Annotated in this window: 21 protein-coding genes; all 21 read right to left on the bottom strand. The window is 67.7% G+C overall.

Annotated features, from left to right (window positions below):
• Nucleotides 1-83 precede the first annotated feature (83 nt).
• Entirely contained in the window at nucleotides 84-674 is a 591-nt protein-coding gene (gene rplE, locus NQ151_RS11940; protein WP_257509083.1) for a 50S ribosomal protein L5, read from the bottom strand.
• A gap of 2 nt (nucleotides 675-676) precedes the next feature.
• Nucleotides 677-1,018, bottom strand: a complete 342-nt coding sequence (rplX, locus tag NQ151_RS11935) for a 50S ribosomal protein L24 (RefSeq protein ID WP_257509082.1) — start codon at nucleotides 1,016-1,018, stop codon at nucleotides 677-679.
• A gap of 2 nt (nucleotides 1,019-1,020) precedes the next feature.
• Nucleotides 1,021-1,389 carry a 50S ribosomal protein L14 gene (rplN, locus tag NQ151_RS11930; protein ID WP_257509081.1) on the bottom strand — a complete coding sequence of 123 codons (369 nt, stop codon included), beginning with the start codon at nucleotides 1,387-1,389 and terminating at the stop codon, nucleotides 1,021-1,023.
• A 34-nt stretch (nucleotides 1,390-1,423) separates the two neighbouring features.
• A complete protein-coding gene (gene rpsQ / locus NQ151_RS11925; protein WP_257509080.1) occupies nucleotides 1,424-1,792 on the bottom strand; it encodes a 30S ribosomal protein S17 in 369 nt (122 codons plus the stop codon).
• Nucleotides 1,792-2,106: a 50S ribosomal protein L29 gene (gene rpmC, locus NQ151_RS11920; RefSeq protein ID WP_257495802.1), complete on the bottom strand. Its 315-nt coding sequence runs from the start codon at nucleotides 2,104-2,106 to the stop codon at nucleotides 1,792-1,794. The genes rpsQ and rpmC overlap by 1 nt, the downstream gene beginning before the upstream one ends.
• Nucleotides 2,106-2,525 carry a 50S ribosomal protein L16 gene (gene rplP / locus NQ151_RS11915; RefSeq protein WP_005050509.1) on the bottom strand — a complete coding sequence of 140 codons (420 nt, stop codon included), beginning with the start codon at nucleotides 2,523-2,525 and terminating at the stop codon, nucleotides 2,106-2,108. The genes rpmC and rplP overlap by 1 nt, the downstream gene beginning before the upstream one ends.
• Nucleotides 2,525-3,286: a 30S ribosomal protein S3 gene (rpsC, locus tag NQ151_RS11910; protein WP_257509079.1), complete on the bottom strand. Its 762-nt coding sequence runs from the start codon at nucleotides 3,284-3,286 to the stop codon at nucleotides 2,525-2,527. The genes rplP and rpsC overlap by 1 nt, the downstream gene beginning before the upstream one ends.
• On the bottom strand, nucleotides 3,286-3,684 hold the full coding sequence (gene rplV / locus NQ151_RS11905) for a 50S ribosomal protein L22 (protein WP_257509078.1): 399 nt from the start codon (nucleotides 3,682-3,684) through the stop codon (nucleotides 3,286-3,288). The genes rpsC and rplV overlap by 1 nt, the downstream gene beginning before the upstream one ends.
• 26 nt (nucleotides 3,685-3,710) lie before the next feature.
• Nucleotides 3,711-3,992 carry a 30S ribosomal protein S19 gene (gene rpsS / locus NQ151_RS11900; protein ID WP_045246805.1) on the bottom strand — a complete coding sequence of 94 codons (282 nt, stop codon included), beginning with the start codon at nucleotides 3,990-3,992 and terminating at the stop codon, nucleotides 3,711-3,713.
• 12 nt (nucleotides 3,993-4,004) lie between these two features.
• Nucleotides 4,005-4,844, bottom strand: a complete 840-nt coding sequence (rplB, locus tag NQ151_RS11895; RefSeq protein ID WP_257509077.1) for a 50S ribosomal protein L2 — start codon at nucleotides 4,842-4,844, stop codon at nucleotides 4,005-4,007.
• A gap of 25 nt (nucleotides 4,845-4,869) precedes the next feature.
• Nucleotides 4,870-5,181 carry a 50S ribosomal protein L23 gene (gene rplW / locus NQ151_RS11890; protein ID WP_257509076.1) on the bottom strand — a complete coding sequence of 104 codons (312 nt, stop codon included), beginning with the start codon at nucleotides 5,179-5,181 and terminating at the stop codon, nucleotides 4,870-4,872.
• Nucleotides 5,178-5,840, bottom strand: coding sequence for a 50S ribosomal protein L4 (gene rplD / locus NQ151_RS11885; RefSeq protein WP_257509075.1), 663 nt, complete (start codon nucleotides 5,838-5,840; stop codon nucleotides 5,178-5,180). The genes rplW and rplD overlap by 4 nt, the downstream gene beginning before the upstream one ends.
• A gap of 2 nt (nucleotides 5,841-5,842) precedes the next feature.
• The gene (gene rplC / locus NQ151_RS11880) at nucleotides 5,843-6,502 is read right to left on the bottom strand and encodes a 50S ribosomal protein L3 (protein ID WP_257509074.1); all 660 of its coding nucleotides are present in this window, start codon (nucleotides 6,500-6,502) and stop codon (nucleotides 5,843-5,845) included.
• 8 nt (nucleotides 6,503-6,510) lie between these two features.
• Entirely contained in the window at nucleotides 6,511-6,819 is a 309-nt protein-coding gene (rpsJ, locus tag NQ151_RS11875) for a 30S ribosomal protein S10 (RefSeq protein ID WP_005050520.1), read from the bottom strand.
• 429 nt (nucleotides 6,820-7,248) lie between these two features.
• Entirely contained in the window at nucleotides 7,249-7,518 is a 270-nt protein-coding gene (locus NQ151_RS11870) for a hypothetical protein (protein ID WP_353477574.1), read from the bottom strand.
• Between the two features lie 225 nt (nucleotides 7,519-7,743).
• The gene (locus NQ151_RS11865) at nucleotides 7,744-14,076 is read right to left on the bottom strand and encodes a SpaA isopeptide-forming pilin-related protein (RefSeq protein ID WP_257528206.1); all 6,333 of its coding nucleotides are present in this window, start codon (nucleotides 14,074-14,076) and stop codon (nucleotides 7,744-7,746) included.
• Between the two features lie 242 nt (nucleotides 14,077-14,318).
• Nucleotides 14,319-15,512: an elongation factor Tu gene (tuf, locus tag NQ151_RS11860; RefSeq protein ID WP_257509072.1), complete on the bottom strand. Its 1,194-nt coding sequence runs from the start codon at nucleotides 15,510-15,512 to the stop codon at nucleotides 14,319-14,321.
• A gap of 153 nt (nucleotides 15,513-15,665) precedes the next feature.
• Nucleotides 15,666-17,780: an elongation factor G gene (gene fusA / locus NQ151_RS11855; protein WP_257509071.1), complete on the bottom strand. Its 2,115-nt coding sequence runs from the start codon at nucleotides 17,778-17,780 to the stop codon at nucleotides 15,666-15,668.
• Between the two features lie 101 nt (nucleotides 17,781-17,881).
• Nucleotides 17,882-18,352, bottom strand: coding sequence for a 30S ribosomal protein S7 (gene rpsG / locus NQ151_RS11850; RefSeq protein WP_257509070.1), 471 nt, complete (start codon nucleotides 18,350-18,352; stop codon nucleotides 17,882-17,884).
• A 5-nt stretch (nucleotides 18,353-18,357) separates the two neighbouring features.
• Nucleotides 18,358-18,726 (bottom strand): 30S ribosomal protein S12, encoded by a 369-nt coding sequence (rpsL, locus tag NQ151_RS11845; RefSeq protein WP_018187369.1) that lies wholly within the window; start codon nucleotides 18,724-18,726, stop codon nucleotides 18,358-18,360.
• Nucleotides 18,727-18,968: 242 nt separating this feature from the next.
• Nucleotides 18,969-19,936, bottom strand: a 968-nt coding sequence (locus tag NQ151_RS11840) for an FHA domain-containing protein (RefSeq protein ID WP_257528205.1), incomplete at its 5' end; no start/stop codon positions are given.

The raw sequence follows: 19,936 nt of genomic DNA, 5'->3' as shown, positions 1-19,936 counted from the left end.
GTGTTTTTTTTCGCTGATTCGTTGTGCCCGCCGTTTGGGTCCCGCCCCGGTGGGCCGGCCACAAAACGCCACAGTCTATCGGATTACGCCTGGGCGTCGTCGGCACGGAAGGGGAAGCCCAGCTGACGAAGCAGCGAGCGACCTTCCGCGTCGGTGGCCGCCGTGGTGACGACAGTGATGTCGAAGCCGCGAACGCGATCGATCTTGTCCTGGTTGATCTCGTGGAACACCGACTGCTCCTGCAAGCCGAAGGTGTAGTTGCCGTGACCATCGAACTGCTTGGGCGACAGTCCGCGGAAGTCGCGGATGCGCGGCAGCGCGAGGTTCACGAGGCGGTCCAGGAACTCCCACGCACGGTCACCGCGAAGGGTGACGTGCGCACCGATGGCCTGACCCTCGCGCAGCTTGAACTGCGCGATGGACTTGCGAGCCTTGGTGACAACCGGCTTCTGGCCGGTGATCTTGGTGAGGTCGTCGACCGCGCCATCGATCACCTTGCTGTCACGCGCAGCCTCACCGACACCGGTGTTGACGACGACCTTGACGATCCGAGGGATCTGCATGACGTTCGCGTAGCCGAACTCTTCCTGCATCGCCTTCTGGATCTCGTTCTTGTACTTCTGCTTCAGGCGGGGCTGGATCTTGCCAGCCACCGCGGCAGGTGCAGTGCTCATTCTCAGAGGTCCTTGCCTGACTTCTTCGCGAAGCGCACGCGGACCGTGCGCTTGACGCCGTTCTTGGTCTGCTCCTCGACGCGGCGGCCGATACGGGTCGGCTTCTTCGTCTCGGGGTCGACCAGGGCGACGTTGGAGATGTGGAGGGGGGCTTCGAGGGTCTCGATGCCGCCCGTCTTGGTGCCGCGCTGGGTCTGACCCACACGGGTGTGCTTGGTGACGTAGTTCACGCCTTCGACGACGACGCGGTTGCGCTCGACGAGGACCTCGAGGACCTTGCCCTGCTTACCGTTGTCGGCGCCCGTGATGACCTGAACCAGGTCGCCCTTCTTGATCTTCGCCATGATCAAATAACCTCCGGGGCCAGCGAGACGATCTTCATGAACTTCTTGTCGCGAAGCTCACGACCGACCGGCCCGAAGATGCGGGTGCCGCGGGGCTCCCCATCGTTCTTCAGGATCACGGCGGCGTTCTCGTCGAACTTGATGTACGAGCCGTCGGGACGACGGGTCTCCTTGACGGTGCGCACGATGACGGCCTTGACCACATCGCCCTTTTTGACGTTGCCGCCGGGGATGGCATCCTTCACCGTTGCCACGATGATGTCGCCCACACCGGCGTACCGGCGGGCGGAGCCGCCGAGCACACGGATGGTGAGCAACTCTTTGGCACCGGTGTTGTCGGCGACCTTGAGTCGGGATTCGTTCTGAATCACTTCTTACTCCTTGGATTCCAAGCAGGCCGAAGCCTTACTTGGCCTTCTCGAGGATCTCGACCAGGCGCCAGCGCTTGGTGGCGCTCAGCGGACGGGTCTCGTTGATGAGCACGAGGTCGCCGATACCGGCCGTGTTGCCCTCGTCGTGCGCCTTGACCTTGGAGGTGCGACGGATGACCTTGCCGTAGAGGGGGTGCTTAACGCGGTCCTCAACCTCGACGACGATCGTCTTGTCCATCTTGTCGCTGACCACGTAGCCGCGGCGGGACTTGCGATATCCGCGCGCGTTGACGTCGCGGACATCGTGCTCGGACGACTCGTGGCCCTTGGCCTCGACCGGTGCGGCCGTGGTCTTGGGGGCTGCCTTCTTGGCAGGAGCCTTCTTCTCGGTGGTCTCAGCCATCACTCGGCCTCTTCCTTCACGGCCTCGTCAGCGGCATCCGCCTTCTTGGCCTTGGTCTTCTTCGCCTTGGTCGCGGTCTCGACGGGCGCGGGCGTGGCACGGATGCCCAGCTCGCGCTCGCGGATCACGGTGTACAGCCGCGCAATGTCACGCTTGACGGCACGGATGCGACCGTGGCTGTCGAGCTGGCCGGTGGCCGACTGGAAGCGCAGGTTGAACAGCTCTTCCTTGGCCTTGCGCAGCTCCTCCACGAGGCGCTGGTCTTCGAACGTATCGAGCTCGCTTGGTGCGAGCGTCTTGGTGCCGACAGCCATTACGCGTCGCCCTCCTCGCGCTTGATGATGCGTGCCTTCAGGGGCAGCTTGTGAATTGCACGGGTCAAAGCCTCGCGAGCAAGCTGCTCGTTGACGCCCGCGACCTCGAAGAGGACGCGACCCGGCTTGACGTTGGCAACCCACCACTCGGGCGAGCCCTTACCGGAACCCATGCGGGTTTCGGCCGGCTTCTTGGTGAGCGGACGGTCGGGGTAGATGTTGATCCACACCTTTCCGCCACGCTTGATGTGACGCGTCATGGCGATACGAGCGGACTCGATCTGACGGTTGGTCACATACGCCGGCGTGATGGCCTGGATGCCGAACTCGCCGAAGGAGACCTTCGTGCCACCGGTGGCCTGGCCTGAACGACCGGGGTGGTGCTGCTTGCGGTACTTGACCTTACGGGGAATAAGCATTACGCCGATGCTCCTTCTGCGACGGGGGCGTCGTTGCGCGGACCACGGCGGCGGTCGCCGCCACGGTCGTCACGGCCACGGGCTGCCTTCGGAGCGTTGGCCTGCTCGCGGGCGAGCTCCTTGTTGGTGAGATCACCCTTGTAGATCCAGACCTTCACGCCGATGCGGCCGAAGGTGGTCTTTGCCTCGTAGAAGCCGTAGTCGATGTTCGCGCGCAGCGTGTGCAGCGGCACACGACCCTCGCGGTAGAACTCCGAACGGCTCATCTCGGCGCCGCCGAGGCGGCCGGAGACCTGGATGCGGATGCCCTTGGCACCGGCGCGCTGAGCGCCCTGCAGACCCTTACGCATCGCGCGGCGGAAAGCCACGCGGGCGGAGAGCTGCTCGGCGATGCCCTGCGCGACCAGCTGAGCGTCAGCCTCGGGGTTCTTGACCTCGAGGATGTTCAGCTGGATCTGCTTGCCGGTGAGCTTTTCGAGGTCCGAGCGAATGCGCTCAGCCTCGGCGCCGCGGCGGCCGATCACGATACCCGGGCGGGCGGTGTGGATGTCCACACGCACACGGTCACGGGTGCGCTCGATCTCGATGTTGCTGACGCCGGCGCGGTCGAGCGACGTGGTCAGCAGACGACGGATCTTGATGTCCTCCGCGACGTAGTCGGCGTAGCGCTGGCCCGGCTTGGTCGAGTCGGAGAACCACCGCGAGACGTGATCGGTGGTGATGCCGAGGCGGAAGCCGTACGGGTGAACTTTCTGTCCCATTACTTGCTCGCCTTCTTGCTAGTCGTGGCGGGGGCAGCGGCCTGGACCTCGGGGGTCGCCAGCTCCACAGTGATGTGGCTGGTCCGCTTCTTGATCTGGAACGCGCGACCCTGTGCACGGGGGCGGAAACGCTTCAGCGTCGTGCCCTCGTCGACGTACGCGTTCTTCACGTACAGGTCCTGCTCGTCCAGGTACTCGCCGTCCTTGTCGGCAGCGACGCGAGCGTTCGCCATAGCCGAGGCGACGAGCTTGTAAATCGGCTCGGAAGCACTCTGCGGCGCGAACTTCAGGATGGCCAAGGCCTCCTGAGCCTGCTTGCCCTTGATGAGAGCGACGACACGACGAGCCTTCTGAGGGGTCACGCGGATGTGTCGCACGCGGGCGATGGAATCCACCATCTCTCTCTCCTCTCTGCGCCACCGCGTTAGCGGCGGCGGCCCTTCTTGTCGTCCTTCTCGTGGCCGCGGAAGGTGCGGGTGGGCGCAAACTCGCCCAGCTTGTGGCCGACCATGGTTTCGGTCACGAACACAGGGATGTGCTTGCGACCGTCGTGCACGGCGATGGTGTGTCCCAGCATTGCGGGGATGATCATCGAACGGCGCGACCAGGTCTTGATGACGTTCTTGGAACCGGCTTCGTTCTGCGAGACGACCTTGCGAAGCAGGTGCTCGTCGACGAAGGGGCCCTTCTTAAGGCTGCGAGGCATCTTCCTCTACTCCTACTTGCGCTTCTTGCCGGCGTTGCGACGACGGACGATGTACTTGTCGCTTTCCTTGTTGGCGTGACGGGTGCGACCCTCAGCCTGGCCCCAGGGGCTGACCGGGTGACGACCACCGGACGTCTTGCCCTCGCCACCACCGTGGGGGTGGTCGACCGGGTTCATCGCGACACCGCGGACGGTCGGGCGGATGCCCTTCCAGCGGTTACGACCGGCCTTGCCCCAGTTGATGTTCGACTGCTCGGCGTTGCCGACCTCGCCGATGGTTGCACGGCAGCGCGCGTCGACGTTGCGGATCTCACCCGAGGGCAGACGAAGCTGCGCGTACGGGCCGTCCTTTGCGACCAGACGCACAGAGGCGCCGGCCGAGCGGGCGATCTTGGCACCGCCGCCGGGGCGGAGTTCGATCGCGTGGATCACGGTACCGGTGGGGATGTTGCGCAGCGGCAGGTTGTTGCCCGGCTTGATGTCAGCGCCGGAACCCGACTCCACGATGTCGCCCTGTGCCAGCTTGTTCGGCGCGATGATGTATCGCTTCTCGCCGTCGAAGTAGTGCAGCAGCGCGATGCGTGCGGTGCGGTTGGGGTCGTACTCGATGTGAGCGACCTTGGCGTTGATGCCGTCCTTGTCATGACGACGGAAGTCGATGACGCGGTACTGACGCTTGTGGCCACCACCGATGTGACGCGTGGTGATGCGTCCCTGGTTGTTGCGACCACCGGTCTTGGAGAGCGGGCGGAGGAGCGACTTCTCAGGCGTCGATCGGGTGATCTCGGCGAAGTCGGCCACCGACGAGCCGCGGCGACCCGGGGTCGTGGGCTTGTACTTGCGAATAGCCATGTTCTCTAGTCCTCTGTCCCGACCGTCAGCCGACTGCCGTGAAGATGTCGATGGTTCCCGACTTGAGCGTCACGATGGCGCGCTTGGTGTCCTTGCGCTTGCCCATCCCGAAGCGGGTGCGACGTGCCTTGCCGGGGCGGTTGAGCGTGTTCACCGAGGCCACCTTGACGTCGAAGATCTTCTCGATGGCGAGCTTGATCTCGGTCTTGGAGGCGCGGGGATCCACGAGGAAGGTGTACTTACCCTCGTCGATGAGCCCGTAGCTCTTCTCGGAAACGACCGGCTTGAGGATGACGTCGCGCGGGTCCTTGTTCAGTGCGATGTGCGCGGTGGTCATGCCGAGACCTCCTCGGTGTTGGCCGTCTTCGACGCGACGAACGCGTCGTAGGCGGCCTTGGTGAAGACGATGTCGTCGGAGACGATCACGTCGTAGGCGTTCAGCTGGTCGAAGGTCAGCACGTGCACGACCTCGAGGTTGCGCAGGCTCTTGACGCTGATCTCGTCGTTGCGGTCGATGACCACGAGAACCCGCTTCGCGGAGGCGAACTCGGCGAGCACCGCAGCTGCGGCCTTCGTCGAGGGGGCGCCGTCGATTGCGAAGGACTCGACGATGTGCAGACGTTCCCCGCGAGCACGGTCGCTGAGCGCGCCCAGCAGGGCGGCGGCGATCATCTTCTTGGGGGTGCGCTGCGAGTAGTCACGCGGCTTCGGGCCGTGGACAATGCCACCACCCTTCATCTGGGGCGCGCGGATCGAGCCCTGACGGGCGTTACCGGTGCCCTTCTGCTTGAAGGGCTTGCGGCCGGCACCGGAGACCTCACCGCGACGCTTGGTCGAGTGAGTGCCCTGGCGGGCGGCGGCAAGCTGCGCGACGACGACCTGGTGGATCAGGGGGATGTTCGTCTTGACGTCGAACAGCGCGGCGGGCAGCTCCACGGAGCCGGCCTTCTTGCCATCGGCAGTGCGAACGTCGAGCGCGAGAGTCGAGTCAGCCATGTTCAGGCACCCTTCACTGCGTTGCGGACGTAGACGATGCGGCCGCGCGCGCCGGGGACAGCGCCCTTGACGAGCAGCAGACCCTTCTCGGCGTCGACGGCGTGCACCTTGAGGTTGAGGACGGTCACGCGCTCGCCACCCATACGGCCGGCCATGCGCATGCCCTTGAAGACGCGGCTCGGGGTCGACGATGCGCCGATCGAGCCGGGCTTGCGGTGGTTACGGTGCGAACCGTGCGAAGCCGAGACGCCCTTGAAGTTGTGACGCTTCATGACACCCGCGGTGCCCTTGCCCTTGCTGGTGCCGACGACGTCGACCAGCTGGCCGGCCTCGAACGTGGCATCCACCGTGAGTTCCTGACCGAGTGAGTAGTCAGCAGCGTCAGCGGTGCGCACCTCGGTGAGGTGGCGACGGGGGGTCACGCCTGCGGCCTCGAAGTGGGCCGTGAGGGGCTGGTTGACCTTGCGGGGGTCGATCTGGCCGTACGCGATCTGAACGGCCTTGTAGCCGTCCTTCTCGGGCGTACGCACCTGGGTGACCACGTTGGGTGCAACCTCGATGACGGTGACGGGAACGAGCTTGCCGTTCTCATCCCAAACCTGGGTCATGCCGAGCTTCGTGCCCAGGAGACCCTTCGAAATCTTGTTGTTGATGTCAGCCATGTCGAACCTCAGAGCTTGATCTCGATGTTGACGTCGGCCGGCAAGTCGAGACGCATCAGCGAGTCGACGGCCTTGGGCGTCGGGTCGATGATGTCGATCAAGCGCTTGTGGGTGCGCATCTCGAAGTGCTCGCGGCTGTCCTTGTACTTGTGGGGCGACCGGATGACGCACACGACGTTCTTCTCGGTCGGCAGGGGCACGGGGCCCACAACCGTCGCGCCCGCACGGGTCACGGTGTCGACGATCTTGCGCGCCGACGTGTCGATGACCTCGTGGTCATACGACTTCAGGCGAATGCGGATTTTCTGTCCCGCCATTGTCTGCTCACTCTCTATCCGCGTCTTACGTCTCACAGGTCGTGAGCGCATTGGACGCACGGTGGCGCTGGAGCGCCTGGCACTTCTCCACCGCCGGGGCGGGGGATGCTGCACCGCTGTTCTCATGTCAAACCGCACACCCGAAGGCATCCGGCTCCCCCACGACCCGCGCGCATGGCGGTGACCCGTTGCCGGGTCGGGTGTGTGGGATGTGGTGTTCTGCTGCCCGCGGCCTAGGACCCTGCGCATCTCGCGCCGCCTATGCACTGCCGTGACAGTGATCCGGGGCACGCTCAGCGACCACCGGAATGTGGAACTTCACTAGTGTACGTGCCGCCCGGGCGTGTCGCAAACTCGGGCGTGTCGCGGGATGGTTGCCGTCACGGGTCGGTCTCGCATCGTCGAGTGGCAGCTGGTGCCGCTTGTACCCTACGCGCCGCCGACCGGACCGGCGGGGGTGTCGTCGTCGCCCGTGGCGTCGGGCTTGTTCTTACCGAGGGCCCCGTCCACCTTCTCGCGGACCTTGTCGATCTTCTCGCCGGCGGAGTCCGGCGCGATCTTCTTGACGAACTCGGTCGCCGCCTGCAGCACCTTGTCGCTGACTTCCTCCGCCTTGTCCGAGCGCAGGGCCCGCTCGATCTTCTCCCGGTTCTGCTCGAGGAATTCCTTGCCCTTGTTCACCACGTCGTCAGCGCCCATGTCGCTCTCCTCCTCCGCGGACCGTCCGCTTGGTTCCAGCATGCCGCGGCGGTGGCCGGATGTCAGCGCCGGGATGAGGAGATCCGCCCGGATGCGGCCCCGATCCGGCCCTGGCATCCTCACCTCGGCAGATCTCCTCACCCGAGCCGGTGCCTTTCGGCCAGCGGATGCCGCGCCCCGGAAGCACGAAACCCCCCGGATCCCTCCGGGGGGTGTCGGTCACCCCTAGGCCCGATGGTGCCTCCGGCGGAGCATCATCAGCAGCAAGAAGCCCCCGATGAGCGTCGTCCCCCCGAGCCAGGTCGCCGCGATCGGCAGGGTGCCGCCCGTGCCGGCGAGTCCGGGTGCGGGTGCCGGCGCCGGCGGGACGGGGACCGCGCAGCCGCTGTCGACGGCCACGCCGCCGGGGTGCGTTGCGGCGGCGGTGTTGAAGAACCCGCCGCCGTCCTCAGTGCACACCAGCGCGGTGCCGGGCAGCGGGCTCTGCGTCGACGCGGCATCCACCCGGTAGGTGTAGGTGTCCACGCCTCCCGCCGGAATCTCCACGTCGGCGACGCTCGGGGACCCTACCCAGCCCTGCGCGAGGATCGTGAACGCGGTGTCGAAGTCGGGAGCGTCGGTGAGGGTGTAGGTCGTCGGCTGCAGCCCGGGGTTGGTGACCGTCACGACGTAGTCGATGCGCCACCGGCCCTGGCCGAGTTCACTCACCGTGCCGTCGGACTTCTCCAGCTGTACCGGCACCACGACCAGTCCGCTGCAGTCCTCATCCGTCGCCTCGAACGCGCCGTTGTCCACCCTCGCGGTGTTCCAGACGCCACCGTCCGCCGACGTCTCCCCGCAGGTGAGCGCGTCGGGGTCGGCGCCGACGACGCTCACCTGTCCGGTCACGGTGTAGGTGTGGGTCGCACCGTCGGGAAGCAGGCCGGTCGCGACCGTCGGCTGCTGTACGCCGTCCCAGTCGGGGGTGAGAGTGGCGGTGCCCGCGCCTGCCGGGTCGATCACGGCGCCGGTCACCGCCCACGGCGTCACCAGGGTGATCCCGCCGGTGAGCTCGTCGGGGCGATCCTCGAGCGTGTATGCGACGGTGACGCCGCTGGTGTTGGACACCGTCACGGCGTAGGACACGGCCCAGACGCCCGCACCGAGCGGCGTGGCAGCCTCGGCGGTCTTGGTGACCGTGGGGCCGCCGGGCTCCGCGCAGCCGTCGTCGGCATCGGTGCCGCCGGGGAAGGCGATCGCCACGGTGTTGAAGAAGGCTCCACCCTCGCCGGGCTCACACTCCAGCGACGGCTCCTCCACGGCGGGGTCGATGGATGCCACGACTCGGTGGGTGTACTGGGCCGTCGCCCCGGCCGCGAGCGGGCTGTTCGGCGCCGGGGCGGCGCCGACCCACGTTGCCGAGATCAGGTTGATCCCCTCGCCCAGCGTCGGCGCGTCGGTGAGGGTGTGCGTCGTGGCGACCTCGTCGCTGGTGTTGGCCACGGTCACGACGTAATCGATCTGCCAGGTCCCGTCGGGCAGCTGCTGCGCCGCGCCGTCGCCCTTGTCGACGGTCACGCCGGCGATCTGCACCGTCACGCAGCCCTCGGCATCCACCACGATCTCGCCGGAGGTGACGCCTGCGGTGTTGACGATGCCGCCGCCCGTCGCGCACTCCCCCGGGTCCGTCGCGTCGACGGTTGGGATCAGCACACCGCTGACGGTGTACTCCAGGGATGCCCCGGGCTGCAGCTGTCCGGTCCACACCGCCGCGGTCTCGCTCGGTCCCGCGGTCGCGGTCGTCGGGGCCGGCGCGTCGCCGACGGCGGCGATGGTCCACACTCCGCCGCCGAGGTCCCACCCGTCGGGCACGGCCGGGAGCGTGTCGGTCAGCTCCGCCTGCACCGCCACCGCACCGGGGTTCGTGAGCGTGAGGGTGTACGAGACGTTCCACGAGGCGTCGGGGTTCTGGGTGGCCGGGTCGACGCCCGTCTTCACCAGGGTCGGGAACGCCGGCTCGGCGCAGCCGAACACGGTCTGGTCGTCCTCGCCGGTCGCCGACAGCGTCGCCGCGTTGAGGAAGCCGCCCGCCGTGGGTACACCGGGGGCGGTGTCACATCGCCACGCGTCGCCGTCCTGGGTGCCGTCGGCGATCTCGGCGGTCACCGTGACGTTATAGGTGTGGGTCGCGCGCGCCTCCGGGTCGCCGCTGGTCGGCAGCGCGGCGTCGGTGGCCAGGGTGGCGGTGCCGGCGGGCAGCGTGAAGGTACCGGAGGTGCCGTCGGGCCCGGTCCAGCTGGCCGCGGTCGGCGTGATCCCGTCGCCGTACTGCAGCTGGTCGGCGAGGCTGTAGATGAACGTCGAGGTGTCGGAGTTGTTGGTGACGACGATGTCGTAGGAGATGGTCCACGTGCCGTCGGCGTTCTGCACCGGCGAACCGTCCGTCACCTGCTTGTCGATCGTCCCCTCCGCCCGGATCGCCGTGTTGACGATCTCGCACGTGACGTCGACGCCGAGGCTGAGCTGCACGACTCCGGCCGAGACGAGCGGATAGGCGGCGCCGCCTTCGGTCTCGACGCAGGCCCAGTCGCCCGCGGTGTATCCGGATGGTCCGAACGTCTCCGACAGCGTGTAGTCGACATCGGCGGCCACCTGCCCCGAGAGGGCGGCGGTGGTCTCTCCGGTGCGCGTGCCTTCGCCCGACAGCAGGGGATCGCTGTCCCCGGCGACGGCGTTGAGGGTCCATTGCTCGGGCGTGGCCGAGCCGACGCCGCCCTGGTTGTCGACGTTCTTCACGAGCGTGAGCGTCGGGGCGATCGAAGCGTTGATGAACGTGCAGGTGACGGCCTGGCCGTTGGCGACCGTGACCACCGGTGAGTCGAGGCTCACCCCGCCCGTGTCGCACGACAGCGCCGTCCACGCGTAGTCGGCGATCTGGTCGACCTCGGCCAGCGTGTAGCTGCCGGCAGGCACGGTCTCGGTCTGGGCGTGGTCGAAGGCGATCGCCTCGCCCGTGGCGGGCTGGGCCGTGAGCCGCTGGTCCCAGTCGGCCGGTTCGGCGCTGCCGCCCAGGGTGTTGTCGACGTCCTTGAGCAGGGTGAGCGAGCCGGGCACGTCGTCGTTGACGAAGGTGCAGGTGACGGCCTGGCCCACCTCGAGGGTCAGGGTGGGGCTGGCCGGTGAGACGTCGGCGCCGTTGTCGCACGTGAGCGACTCCCACGTGTAGCCATCGGGTCCGTCCTCGGCGAGGGTGTACGGGACCCCGCCGAAGACGGGCACCGCGGTGACCGCTTCCGTGCCGGTGACGCCGGTCACCTCGGGTTCGCCCGGGCTGGTCGCCGACAGCGTCCAGTCGGTTTCGGCGGCGGTGCCGCCGTCGTCAGTGGTCACCGTCTTGACGAGGGTGAGGGTGGGAGCGACGTCGACGTTGACGAAGCGGTAGGTGTTCGTGCCGAGCGCGGGCACGGTGACCGTGGGATCCACGATGACCCACGCCCCCGCGACCAGCTGCTCCAGGGCGAACTGGCGGTACCCGGGGCCGCCCCCGGCTTCGGAGAGCGTGTAGCTCTGGCCGGGCCTGACGGCGAAGGTGTTGTCCGCGGTCGCGCTCGGGGCGCCGGTGACGGTGGTGGGCGTCAGGCCGGGCACCGCCCCGCCGGGGTCGGCGGTCAGGTCCCAGGCATCCTCGGTGAGGGTTCCGCCCTCGTCGTTGATCACCTGCTTGAGCAGCACGATCGTGGCGGTCTGGTTGGTCGCCGTGCAGGTGACCTCCTGCCCGAGCGACACGGTGACGCCGCCGTCCGCGCCGTCGTAGTCGCCGACGCCGTCGACGACGCAGTCCCAGCTGCCGGTGGCCCCGTCGATCAGCGTGACCCCCTCCTCGACGGTCTGCACATACGTGGCCGGCCCGGTCTCGGTGAGCAGGTACCGCACGCCCGGGGTCACCGGCGCGGTCGTCCCGCTCACGCCCGACGGGCCCTCGACACCGGTGCCGCCGATCGGCGACGCGGTGAGCGTGAAGTCGTCGACGGTCGCGTCGCCGTTCGCGATGGACTTCACCAGCGTGAGCGACGTGACGCACGTGACGGTGTTCGTCACGGTCACCACGTTCGGGTCGTCGGGGGTGATGACGTGATCGCCGGCGCCCGTCGACTCGTAGGTGCAACCGGAGGGCAGGTCACTCACCTCTTCGCCGATGGCGACGGTGTCCCCCACGGTGTACTGCGGGTAGGTGGTGCCGAACGTGCGCGGCTCACCGTCGAGGGTCAGGTCGGCGTTACCCACCGGCTGCGTGCCGTCCTCATAGGGGACGCCGTCGATGACCCACGCTTTATCCACGCGCAACGACACCGTGGGTTCCGGTGCCCGGTTGTACACCGTGCACGTGACGATGTCGCCCTGCTGCGCCGCGGTCGTGAACCCGAACTCGCCGGCGTCGGTGACGGGCACAGCTGTCCCTGCGGTGTCCGTACAGGCGGCGTTGACGCCGTCCTGTTGGACGAGCTCGAACCCCGGTTGCTGAGTCTCGGTGACGGTGACGTCAGCCGTGCCGCCGGCGGGGATGTCGTTGGCGGCGAAGCTGACCGCACCGGTCTCGTTGGTCACAGCGGATGCCGGATCGAGCGTGACTCCCGCGGTACCGGTCGCCGCGTCGAAGGTCCACCCCGGTGAGGGGACCGCGTCGGCGATCTCGCCCTCCGCCGGAATCACGAGTTTGGTGACGTTGACGGTGCCGGCGCACTCGCCCAGCGCCCGCTCCTCGAGAAACGCCTGCAGATCCTCGTAGCCGTCGACGAGGAAGTAGTCCTGACCGATGGTGGGCCCGGAGATCGCCTGCAGGTTCTGCTCCTCACCGGCCGAGGCCGGTCCGATGCCCACGCCCACGACAGTGGTGCCGCGTTCGATCTTGAGCGCGTTGGCCGAGGCGACGGCGTTTTCCATCTCGACGAAGCGGGTGCGGTTGCCGGGGCCGGACGGCGCGCCGCCGGAGCCGGTTCCGGGAGGGCCGTAGTAGGTGGGGCTGCCGTCGGTGAGGACGAGCAGCACGTCCAGCGTGTCGGCTGTGCTGGCCCCCGCGACCTGCCAGAGCCCCTGGTCCCAGTTCGTGCCCTGCTCCCACCCGCCCGTGTTGACCACGGTCAGGCTGTTCGCCTTGGCGCGCACCGTGGCAGCTCCTGCGGCGGTGGACACCGGCGTGAGCGGCAGGGTGGTGTTCGCGCTGCCCGCCGCCGGCGCACCGCCGGCGAAGGTCCAGATGCCGATGGAGGACGGAGTCCCCTCCAGGACGTCGACGAAGCCCGCCGCCGCGTTGCGCAGGTCCTGCTGCGAGCTTTGCAGGGAGTTGGAGAGGTCTACCAGCAGCCCTACGCGCAGCCCGCAGGTCTGTGCCAGCGTCGGGTTGATCGCGGCGTTGGCCCACTGGCTGCCCCGCGCCTGCAGGTTGGTGTTGCCGCCGGTCTGCGCGGGGTAGCTCACCCTCTCGCCGGCCGGGATCACGTCGGTGCGCAGCCGGTACGGCTGCTGGGTGACCGTCGTCGATGTGCCGACGTCGAAACTGTCGATGATCCGGTACCCGGCCGGCGCCGCCGTCTCGATGACCCAGTACTGCGCACCGGAGGGCACCGTCACCTCGCAGAGACCGTTCTCCTCGGTCACGCACGTGCCGACCAGGTTTGCGGGGCTGGTGTCTGGCTGCGTCGCCGTGCCGCCGCTGTAGACCGCGAACGTGGCGCCCGCCAGCGGCGCGACGCTCTGGGCGCCGGTGCGCTCGCCGCCCTTGCTCAGCACGAGGGTGCCCGGCGCGGTGTAGGTGTGCGTGAAGGTGCAGGAGGCGACCAACGATGAGTTCCCGGTGCCGATGAACTGCACGAGGGCCTCGGCCTCGGTGAACTGCAGGCGGGTGGTCCCGCTGGTGTCGTTGAGGAAGCAGCTGAGCGTCGTGGTGTAGTTGTCGGTGACCCCGGGTGTCCCGATCGCCTCCAGTGTGTAGGAGCCGGGCTTGGCGACGCGGCGCGACTGCCCGCTGGTGAAGTCGTACCAGTCGTCGGAACCGACGATGTTGGCGCGCAGCGCCCAGTCGGCCGGAGTCGCCGAGCCGCCCTGCACGACGTTCACGATGTTCAGCGTGCCGCAGACGGTGTTTCCCCCCACACAGTCGCTGACGGCAGCCAGCGGCGTCACGATTCCGGGATCGTCCACAAGCGGAGCCGGCTCCTCGGCGGCTGCCGGCGGGTCCGTGGCGGGTGGCTCGGTCGCCTCCGGCTCGACCGGCGCGGGCGGGTCGGTGGCAGGCGGCTCGGTGGCGGGCGGCTCGGTCGGCTCCGTCGCGGGCGCCTCGGGCGCGGGCTGCTGTGTCGCGGGCGGTTCCGGCGCGGGAGTCTGTGCCGGTGCCGGCGGGGTCGGGGGCACGGCGGCGGCGAAGGCAGTGCCCGGTGCGGTGTTCGCGAAGGCCAGCACGGCCACCAGCAGCGCGACCAGTGCGACGCCTGCGGTCCGGCGCCGCGGCGCCCGCGCCCGGCGAGGACCCGTCCCTCTTCGCGCTGTCAAGAACCGTGTGCGCGCACGCCGAATACCGCTCATCCCAGACCCTCGTCGCTTTCGTCGACGTACGGGCAGCCCCGAAGCGGACTCCCAAGACACGCGTTCCTCTGCGGCATGTGGCCCCCCAGGGCCGCCTGCAGCGCGAGCTCATGGACAAGCTACAAACCGCCCATGGACCCGTCAAGGGGGCTTGCGGCACCCGTCGACACGTGCACGAAAGCGCCCGGACGCACGAAACCCCCCGAATCGCTCCGGGGGGTTTCGTGAAGGAACTCGAAGAGTTACTTGATGATCTTGGTCACCGTGCCGGCGCCGACGGTGCGGCCACCCTCACGGATTGCAAAGCCGAGGCCCTCTTCCATGGCGATCGGCTGGATCAGCTCGACCGTCATGTCCGTGGTGTCGCCGGGCATGACCATCTCGGTGCCCTCGGGCAGCGAGATGACGCCGGTGACGTCCGTGGTGCGGAAGTAGAACTGCGGGCGGTAGTTCGTGTAGAAGGGGTTGTGACGGCCGCCCTCTTCCTTCGACAGGATGTACGCGGTGCCCTGGAAGTCGGTGTGCGGCGTAACCGAACCCGGCTTCACGATGACCTGGCCACGCTCGACGTCGTCACGCTTGGTGCCGCGCAGGAGCAGACCACAGTTCTCGCCGGCCCATGCCTCGTCGAGCTGCTTGTGGAACATCTCGATACCGGTGACGATCGTCTTCTGCGTCGGGCGCAGACCCACGATCTCGACCTCGGAGTTGATGGCCAGCGTGCCACGCTCGGCGCGGCCGGTGACGACCGTGCCACGACCGGTGATGGTGAAGACGTCCTCGACGGGCATGAGGAACGGCTTGTCCTTGTCACGCACCGGGTCAGGGATCGACTCGTCGACGGCTTCCATCAGCTCGACGATCGACTGAACCCACTTCTCGTCACCCTCAAGGGCCTTCAGGCCCGAGACGCGGATGACGGGGGCGTTGTCGCCGTCAAAGTCCTGCGAGGAGAGAAGCTCGCGCACCTCGAGCTCGACGAGCTCGAGGATCTCCTCGTCGTCGACCATGTCCGACTTGTTCAGCGCGACCATCAGGTACGGCACGCCGACCTGCTTGGCGAGCAGCACGTGCTCACGCGTCTGAGCCATCGGGCCGTCGGTGGCGGCGACCACGAGGATCGCGCCGTCCATCTGAGCGGCACCGGTGATCATGTTCTTGATGTAGTCGGCGTGACCGGGCGCATCGACGTGCGCGTAGTGACGCTTGGGGGTCTCGTACTCAACGTGCGAGATGTTGATGGTGATGCCGCGCTGACGCTCCTCGGGGGCCGAGTCGATCGACGCGAAGTCGCGCTGCACGTTGGTGGCCGACGGGTACTTGTCAGCGAGCACCTTGGAGATCGCCGCGGTGAGCGTGGTCTTGCCGTGGTCAACGTGACCGATGGTTCCGATGTTGACGTGCGGCTTGGTCCGCTCGAACTTGGCCTTAGCCACTGGGTCCTCCTCAGGACAGTCGTGTAGTGCACGGGCGCTGGATTGCGACCGGGGCTCTACGGGGATTGGTTCAGTCTAGTAGACAGGTCGATATTCAGTTGGGTGGATGCCGGGAGCTCACCGCGAAGGTGAGGCGAGCCCCCGGCACCAGGGTTATTCGCCCTTGTTCTTCTGGACGATTTCGTCGGCCACTGCGCGAGGAACCTCGGAGTAGCTGTCGAACTCCATCGAGTAGACGGCGCGGCCCGAAGTCTTCGAGCGCAGGTCACCGATGTAGCCGAACATCTCGGACAGCGGCACCAGCGCCCGCACGACCTTGACGCCGGCGGCATCCTCCATCGACTGGATCTGGCCGCGACGGGAGTTCAGGTCGCCGATGACATCGCCCATGTACTCCTCGGGCGTGCGCACCTCGACCGACATGAGCGGCTCGAGGATGACGGGGCTCGCCTTGCGGAGAGCCTCCTTGAAGCCCATGGAGCCGGCGATCTTGAACGCCATCTCCGAGGAGTCGACGTCGTGCGAGGCGCCATCGAGAAGGATCGCCTTGACACCCACGATGGGGTAGCCGGCCAGGACACCGACGTTCATCGCGTCCTGGAAGCCCTGGTTGGTCGGCTCGATGTACTCGCGCGGGATGCGGCCACCGGTGACCTTGTTCTCGAACTCGTACGTCTTGTCGCCCGACAGGTCCAGCGGCTCGATCGCGAACTGGATCTTCGCGAACTGACCCGAACCACCGGTCTGCTTCTTGTGGGTGTAGTCGTGACGCTCGACCGCCTTGCGGATGGTCTCGCGGTACGCGACCTGGGGCTTGCCGACGTTCGCCTCGACGCGGAATTCGCGCTTCATGCGGTCCACGAGGATGTCCAGGTGCAGCTCGCCCATGCCCTTGATGACCGTCTGACCGGTCTCCTGGTTGAGCTCGGTGCGGAAGGTCGGGTCCTCTTCGGCGAGCTTCTGGATCGCAAGACCCAGCTTCTCCTGGTCGGCCTTGGTCTTCGGCTCGATGGCGACCTCGATGACGGGCTCGGGGAAGGTCATCGACTCCAGCACGACGGGCTGCTGCGGGTCGGCCAGGGTGTCACCGGTGGTGGTGTCCTTCAGGCCGATCACGGCGTAGATGTTGCCCGCGGTGACCGAGTCGACCGGGTTCTCCTTGTTGGCGTGCATCTGGAAGATCTTCCCGATGCGCTCCTTCTTGCCCTTGGTGGAGTTGACCACCTGTGCGCCGGACTCCAGGTGACCGGAGTAGACGCGGATGTAGGTGAGGCGGCCGAAGAACGGGTGCACGGCGACCTTGAACGCCAGCGCCGCGAACGGGTCGTTCGCGTCGGGGTGACGCACGATGATCTTCTCTTCGTCCTTGGGGTCGTGGGCCTCGATGGCCGGCACGTCCAGGGGCGAGGGGAGGTAGTCCACGACCGCGTCGAGCATGGGCTGCACGCCGCGGTTCTTGAACGCCGAACCGCACAGCACGGGGTACAGCTCGCCGTTGACGGTGAGCTTGCGGATGGCGGCCTTGACCTCGGCGACCGTGAGGCCCTCGCCACTGAAGTGCTTCTCCAGCAGGACCTCGTCGGTCTCGGCGACCGTCTCGAGCAGCTTCTCGCGGTACTCGGCGGCACGCTCGGCGAGGTCGGCGGGAATGTCCTGCACCTCGTACTTGGCGCCCATGGTCACGTCACCCTTGGAGTCACCGGGCCACACGAGTGCGCGCATCTCGACCAGGTCGATGACGCCGACGAAGTCGTTCTCGGCACCGATCGGCAACTGCAGCACGAGGGGCTTGGCACCGAGGCGCTTGATGATGGTGTCGACGGTGAAGTAGAAGTCAGCGCCGAGCTTGTCCATCTTGTTGACGAAGCAGATGCGGGGCACTTCGTACTTGTCGGCCTGACGCCAGACGGTCTCCGACTGGGGCTCGACGCCCTCCTTGCCGTCGAAGACGGCAACGGCGCCGTCGAGGACGCGCAGCGAGCGCTCGACCTCGACCGTGAAGTCGACGTGGCCGGGCGTGTCGATGATGTTGACCTGGTTGTTGTTCCAGAAGCAGGTGACGGCGGCCGACGTGATCGTGATGCCGCGTTCCTTCTCCTGCTCCATCCAGTCGGTGGTCGAGGCGCCGTCGTGCGTCTCACCGAGCTTGTGGTTGACGCCCGTGTAGAAGAGGATGCGCTCGGTCGTCGTCGTCTTGCCGGCATCGATGTGGGCCATGATGCCGATGTTGCGGACCTTGTTGAGGTCGGTGAGCACGTCTTGTGCCACGGGGTATTCCTTACGTGTAGTGACGGATGTCGCGGGGGCGGTGCCCTCCGACGCGGCTCGGGGACCGGACCTTGCGGCCGGTCCCCGAGCCAGTCGAGGGTTTACCAGCGGTAGTGGGCGAAGGCGCGGTTCGACTCGGCCATCTTGTGAGTGTCTTCGCGGCGCTTGACCGCGGCACCCAGGCCGTTCGAGGCATCCAGGATTTCGTTCTGGAGGCGCTCGGTCATCGTCTTCTCACGACGACCCTTCGCGTAGCTGACGAGCCAGCGCAGGGCAAGCGTGTTGGCGCGGTGAGGCTTGACCTCGACCGGCACCTGGTAGGTCGAGCCACCGACGCGGCGGCTCTTGACCTCAAGGGTGGGGCGCACGTTGTCGAGCGCCTTCTTGAGGGTGACGACAGCGTCCTGGCCGTTCTTGGCTTCCACGCCGCGCAGGGCGGTGTAGACGATCGACTCGGCGATCGACTTCTTGCCGTCGACGAGGATCTTGTTCACCAGCTGGCTGACGATAGGTGCGCCGTAGACCGGGTCGTTGACGACGGGGCGTTTCGGGGCGGGTCCCTTGCGAGGCATCTAACTCAACCCTTCTTTGCGCCGTAGCGGCTACGAGCCTGCTTACGGTTCTTGACGGCCTGGGTGTCCAGGGCGCCGCGGACGATCTTGTAACGCACACCCGGGAGGTCCTTGACACGACCGCCGCGCACGAGCACGAGCGAGTGCTCCTGCAGGTTGTGGCCCTCGCCGGGGATGTAAGCGGTGACCTCGGTGCCGTTGCGAAGCTTGACACGAGCGACCTTGCGCATAGCCGAGTTCGGCTTCTTGGGCGTGGTCGTGTAGACGCGGGTGCAGACCCCGGCCTGCTGCGGGTTCGCCTTCAGCGCGGGTGCCTTGGTCTTGGTGACCTTCGGCGAGCGCCCCTTGCGAACCAACTGCTGAATGGTTGGCACGTTCTCTCCTTGTTGTGCTGCACGGTGACAGCGAAGTGGTTTCACCACAGATCCACCGGCGCGGCGCGAAGTGGCCGGGCGTTTGTGAGTGGATATGCCGTGGGGGTGGCCTGTTCGCAGGCCGATCCCTCAGATGCGGCGCTTCCGCACCCGTCCCGCGCCATGGCACGACACAGGGCGCGCAATGCGCACACCCGCTCAATGATACGCGCGAGCGGTGTGGCGGTCAAACGAGGGGCAGGTCACCCCTCGACGCGCACCAGCCGGAACGCGACGTCGCCGAGCAGGAACCGCTCCCCCGGTGCCAGTTCCGCACCCGGATCCGCCTCGATCTCGGTGCCCATGAGCGTGGGCAGCATCACACCGTTGGTGGAGCCGAGGTCGGTGACGATCCACCGCTCACCGCGCAGTTCGAGGCGGGCGTGCGTCTTGGACACGGTGCGCGTGTCATCGGCGATGGCCACCAGCTGAGCCGTGCGGTAGGCGGGGTCGGATGCCGGCTGACGCCCGAGGATGACGACATCGGCGGTCAGGTCGATCGGGGCACCGGATGCCGGCTGCAGCGTCCACATCACCCGGCGGCGACGGGCGACGACGGTCTGGTCGGGGAAATCCTCGTCGACAGACGTGGCGTCGGTCCCGGCGACGGCACTGAGCGCCGAACGAGGGGCCCCCGCCACCGGTGCGCCGGCGACCGCGGAGACTTCGTCCGCGGTGTCGAGGGGGAACTCGGGGTCCACCGCCCTCGCGGCACGTGGCGCTCCCGCCGGCGCGCGGGTGACGGCGGGCAATGACGGGTCGATGTCGACCGGGGCGGTGCGCAGCGGCACCGGGTGCGCGGGTTCGGCCAGCACCGGCGGCGCGATCGCCGCACTGGGGGCGGCCTCGCCGGTGCGACCGCGCTCGGGACCGGTGGCCCCGTCCTCGGCGAGGGCGGGCAGGCCCGTCGCCACGGGGCGCGCGGCTACCGGCGCGCCCTGCGGCGGCTGCGAGATGGCAGACACCTCGTCCAGGCCGCTGGCCCAGCGTGCGTCGAATCCCTCATCGGCGACGGCGGGTCGCGCGGCGGCGTCGGCCGCCGGCGTCCACGGCACGGGGCCGGATGCCGGCTGGGCGTCCGGGCCCGCGGTGGGCGGCGCGAACACCGCATCGGCGGCGGTCGGCACAGGCGCGGTGGGGCTCGGCGGGGCGGGCGGGGGCGGCGGTGCCC

Origin of the sequence: Microbacterium sp. zg-YB36 (assembly GCF_024623575.2) — a bacterium.
In the GTDB taxonomy this organism is placed as follows: domain Bacteria; phylum Actinomycetota; class Actinomycetes; order Actinomycetales; family Microbacteriaceae; genus Microbacterium.
This window is presented reverse-complemented; position numbering and strand designations above follow the sequence as displayed.

Coding starts and splice junctions, on each gene's coding strand:
- rplV (WP_257509078.1), bottom strand. CDS start 3,684: ATGGTGGATTCCATCGCCCGCGTGCGACACATCCGCGTGACCCCTCAG.
- rpsC (WP_257509079.1), bottom strand. CDS start 3,286: ATGGGACAGAAAGTTCACCCGTACGGCTTCCGCCTCGGCATCACCACC.
- rplX (WP_257509082.1), bottom strand. CDS start 1,018: ATGGCGAAGATCAAGAAGGGCGACCTGGTTCAGGTCATCACGGGCGCC.
- rplP (WP_005050509.1), bottom strand. CDS start 2,525: ATGCTTATTCCCCGTAAGGTCAAGTACCGCAAGCAGCACCACCCCGGT.
- rplB (WP_257509077.1), bottom strand. CDS start 4,844: ATGGCTATTCGCAAGTACAAGCCCACGACCCCGGGTCGCCGCGGCTCG.
- NQ151_RS11870 (WP_353477574.1), bottom strand. CDS start 7,518: ATGGGCGCTGACGACGTGGTGAACAAGGGCAAGGAATTCCTCGAGCAG.
- NQ151_RS11865 (WP_257528206.1), bottom strand. CDS start 14,076: ATGAGCGGTATTCGGCGTGCGCGCACACGGTTCTTGACAGCGCGAAGA.
- rpsS (WP_045246805.1), bottom strand. CDS start 3,992: ATGCCTCGCAGCCTTAAGAAGGGCCCCTTCGTCGACGAGCACCTGCTT.
- rplD (WP_257509075.1), bottom strand. CDS start 5,840: ATGGCTGACTCGACTCTCGCGCTCGACGTTCGCACTGCCGATGGCAAG.
- rplE (WP_257509083.1), bottom strand. CDS start 674: ATGAGCACTGCACCTGCCGCGGTGGCTGGCAAGATCCAGCCCCGCCTG.
- rpsJ (WP_005050520.1), bottom strand. CDS start 6,819: ATGGCGGGACAGAAAATCCGCATTCGCCTGAAGTCGTATGACCACGAG.
- rpsQ (WP_257509080.1), bottom strand. CDS start 1,792: ATGGCTGAGACCACCGAGAAGAAGGCTCCTGCCAAGAAGGCAGCCCCC.
- rplW (WP_257509076.1), bottom strand. CDS start 5,181: ATGACCACCGCGCACATCGCACTGAACAAGGACCCGCGCGACGTCATC.
- rpmC (WP_257495802.1), bottom strand. CDS start 2,106: ATGGCTGTCGGCACCAAGACGCTCGCACCAAGCGAGCTCGATACGTTC.
- rpsG (WP_257509070.1), bottom strand. CDS start 18,352: ATGCCTCGCAAGGGACCCGCCCCGAAACGCCCCGTCGTCAACGACCCG.
- rplC (WP_257509074.1), bottom strand. CDS start 6,502: ATGGCTGACATCAACAACAAGATTTCGAAGGGTCTCCTGGGCACGAAG.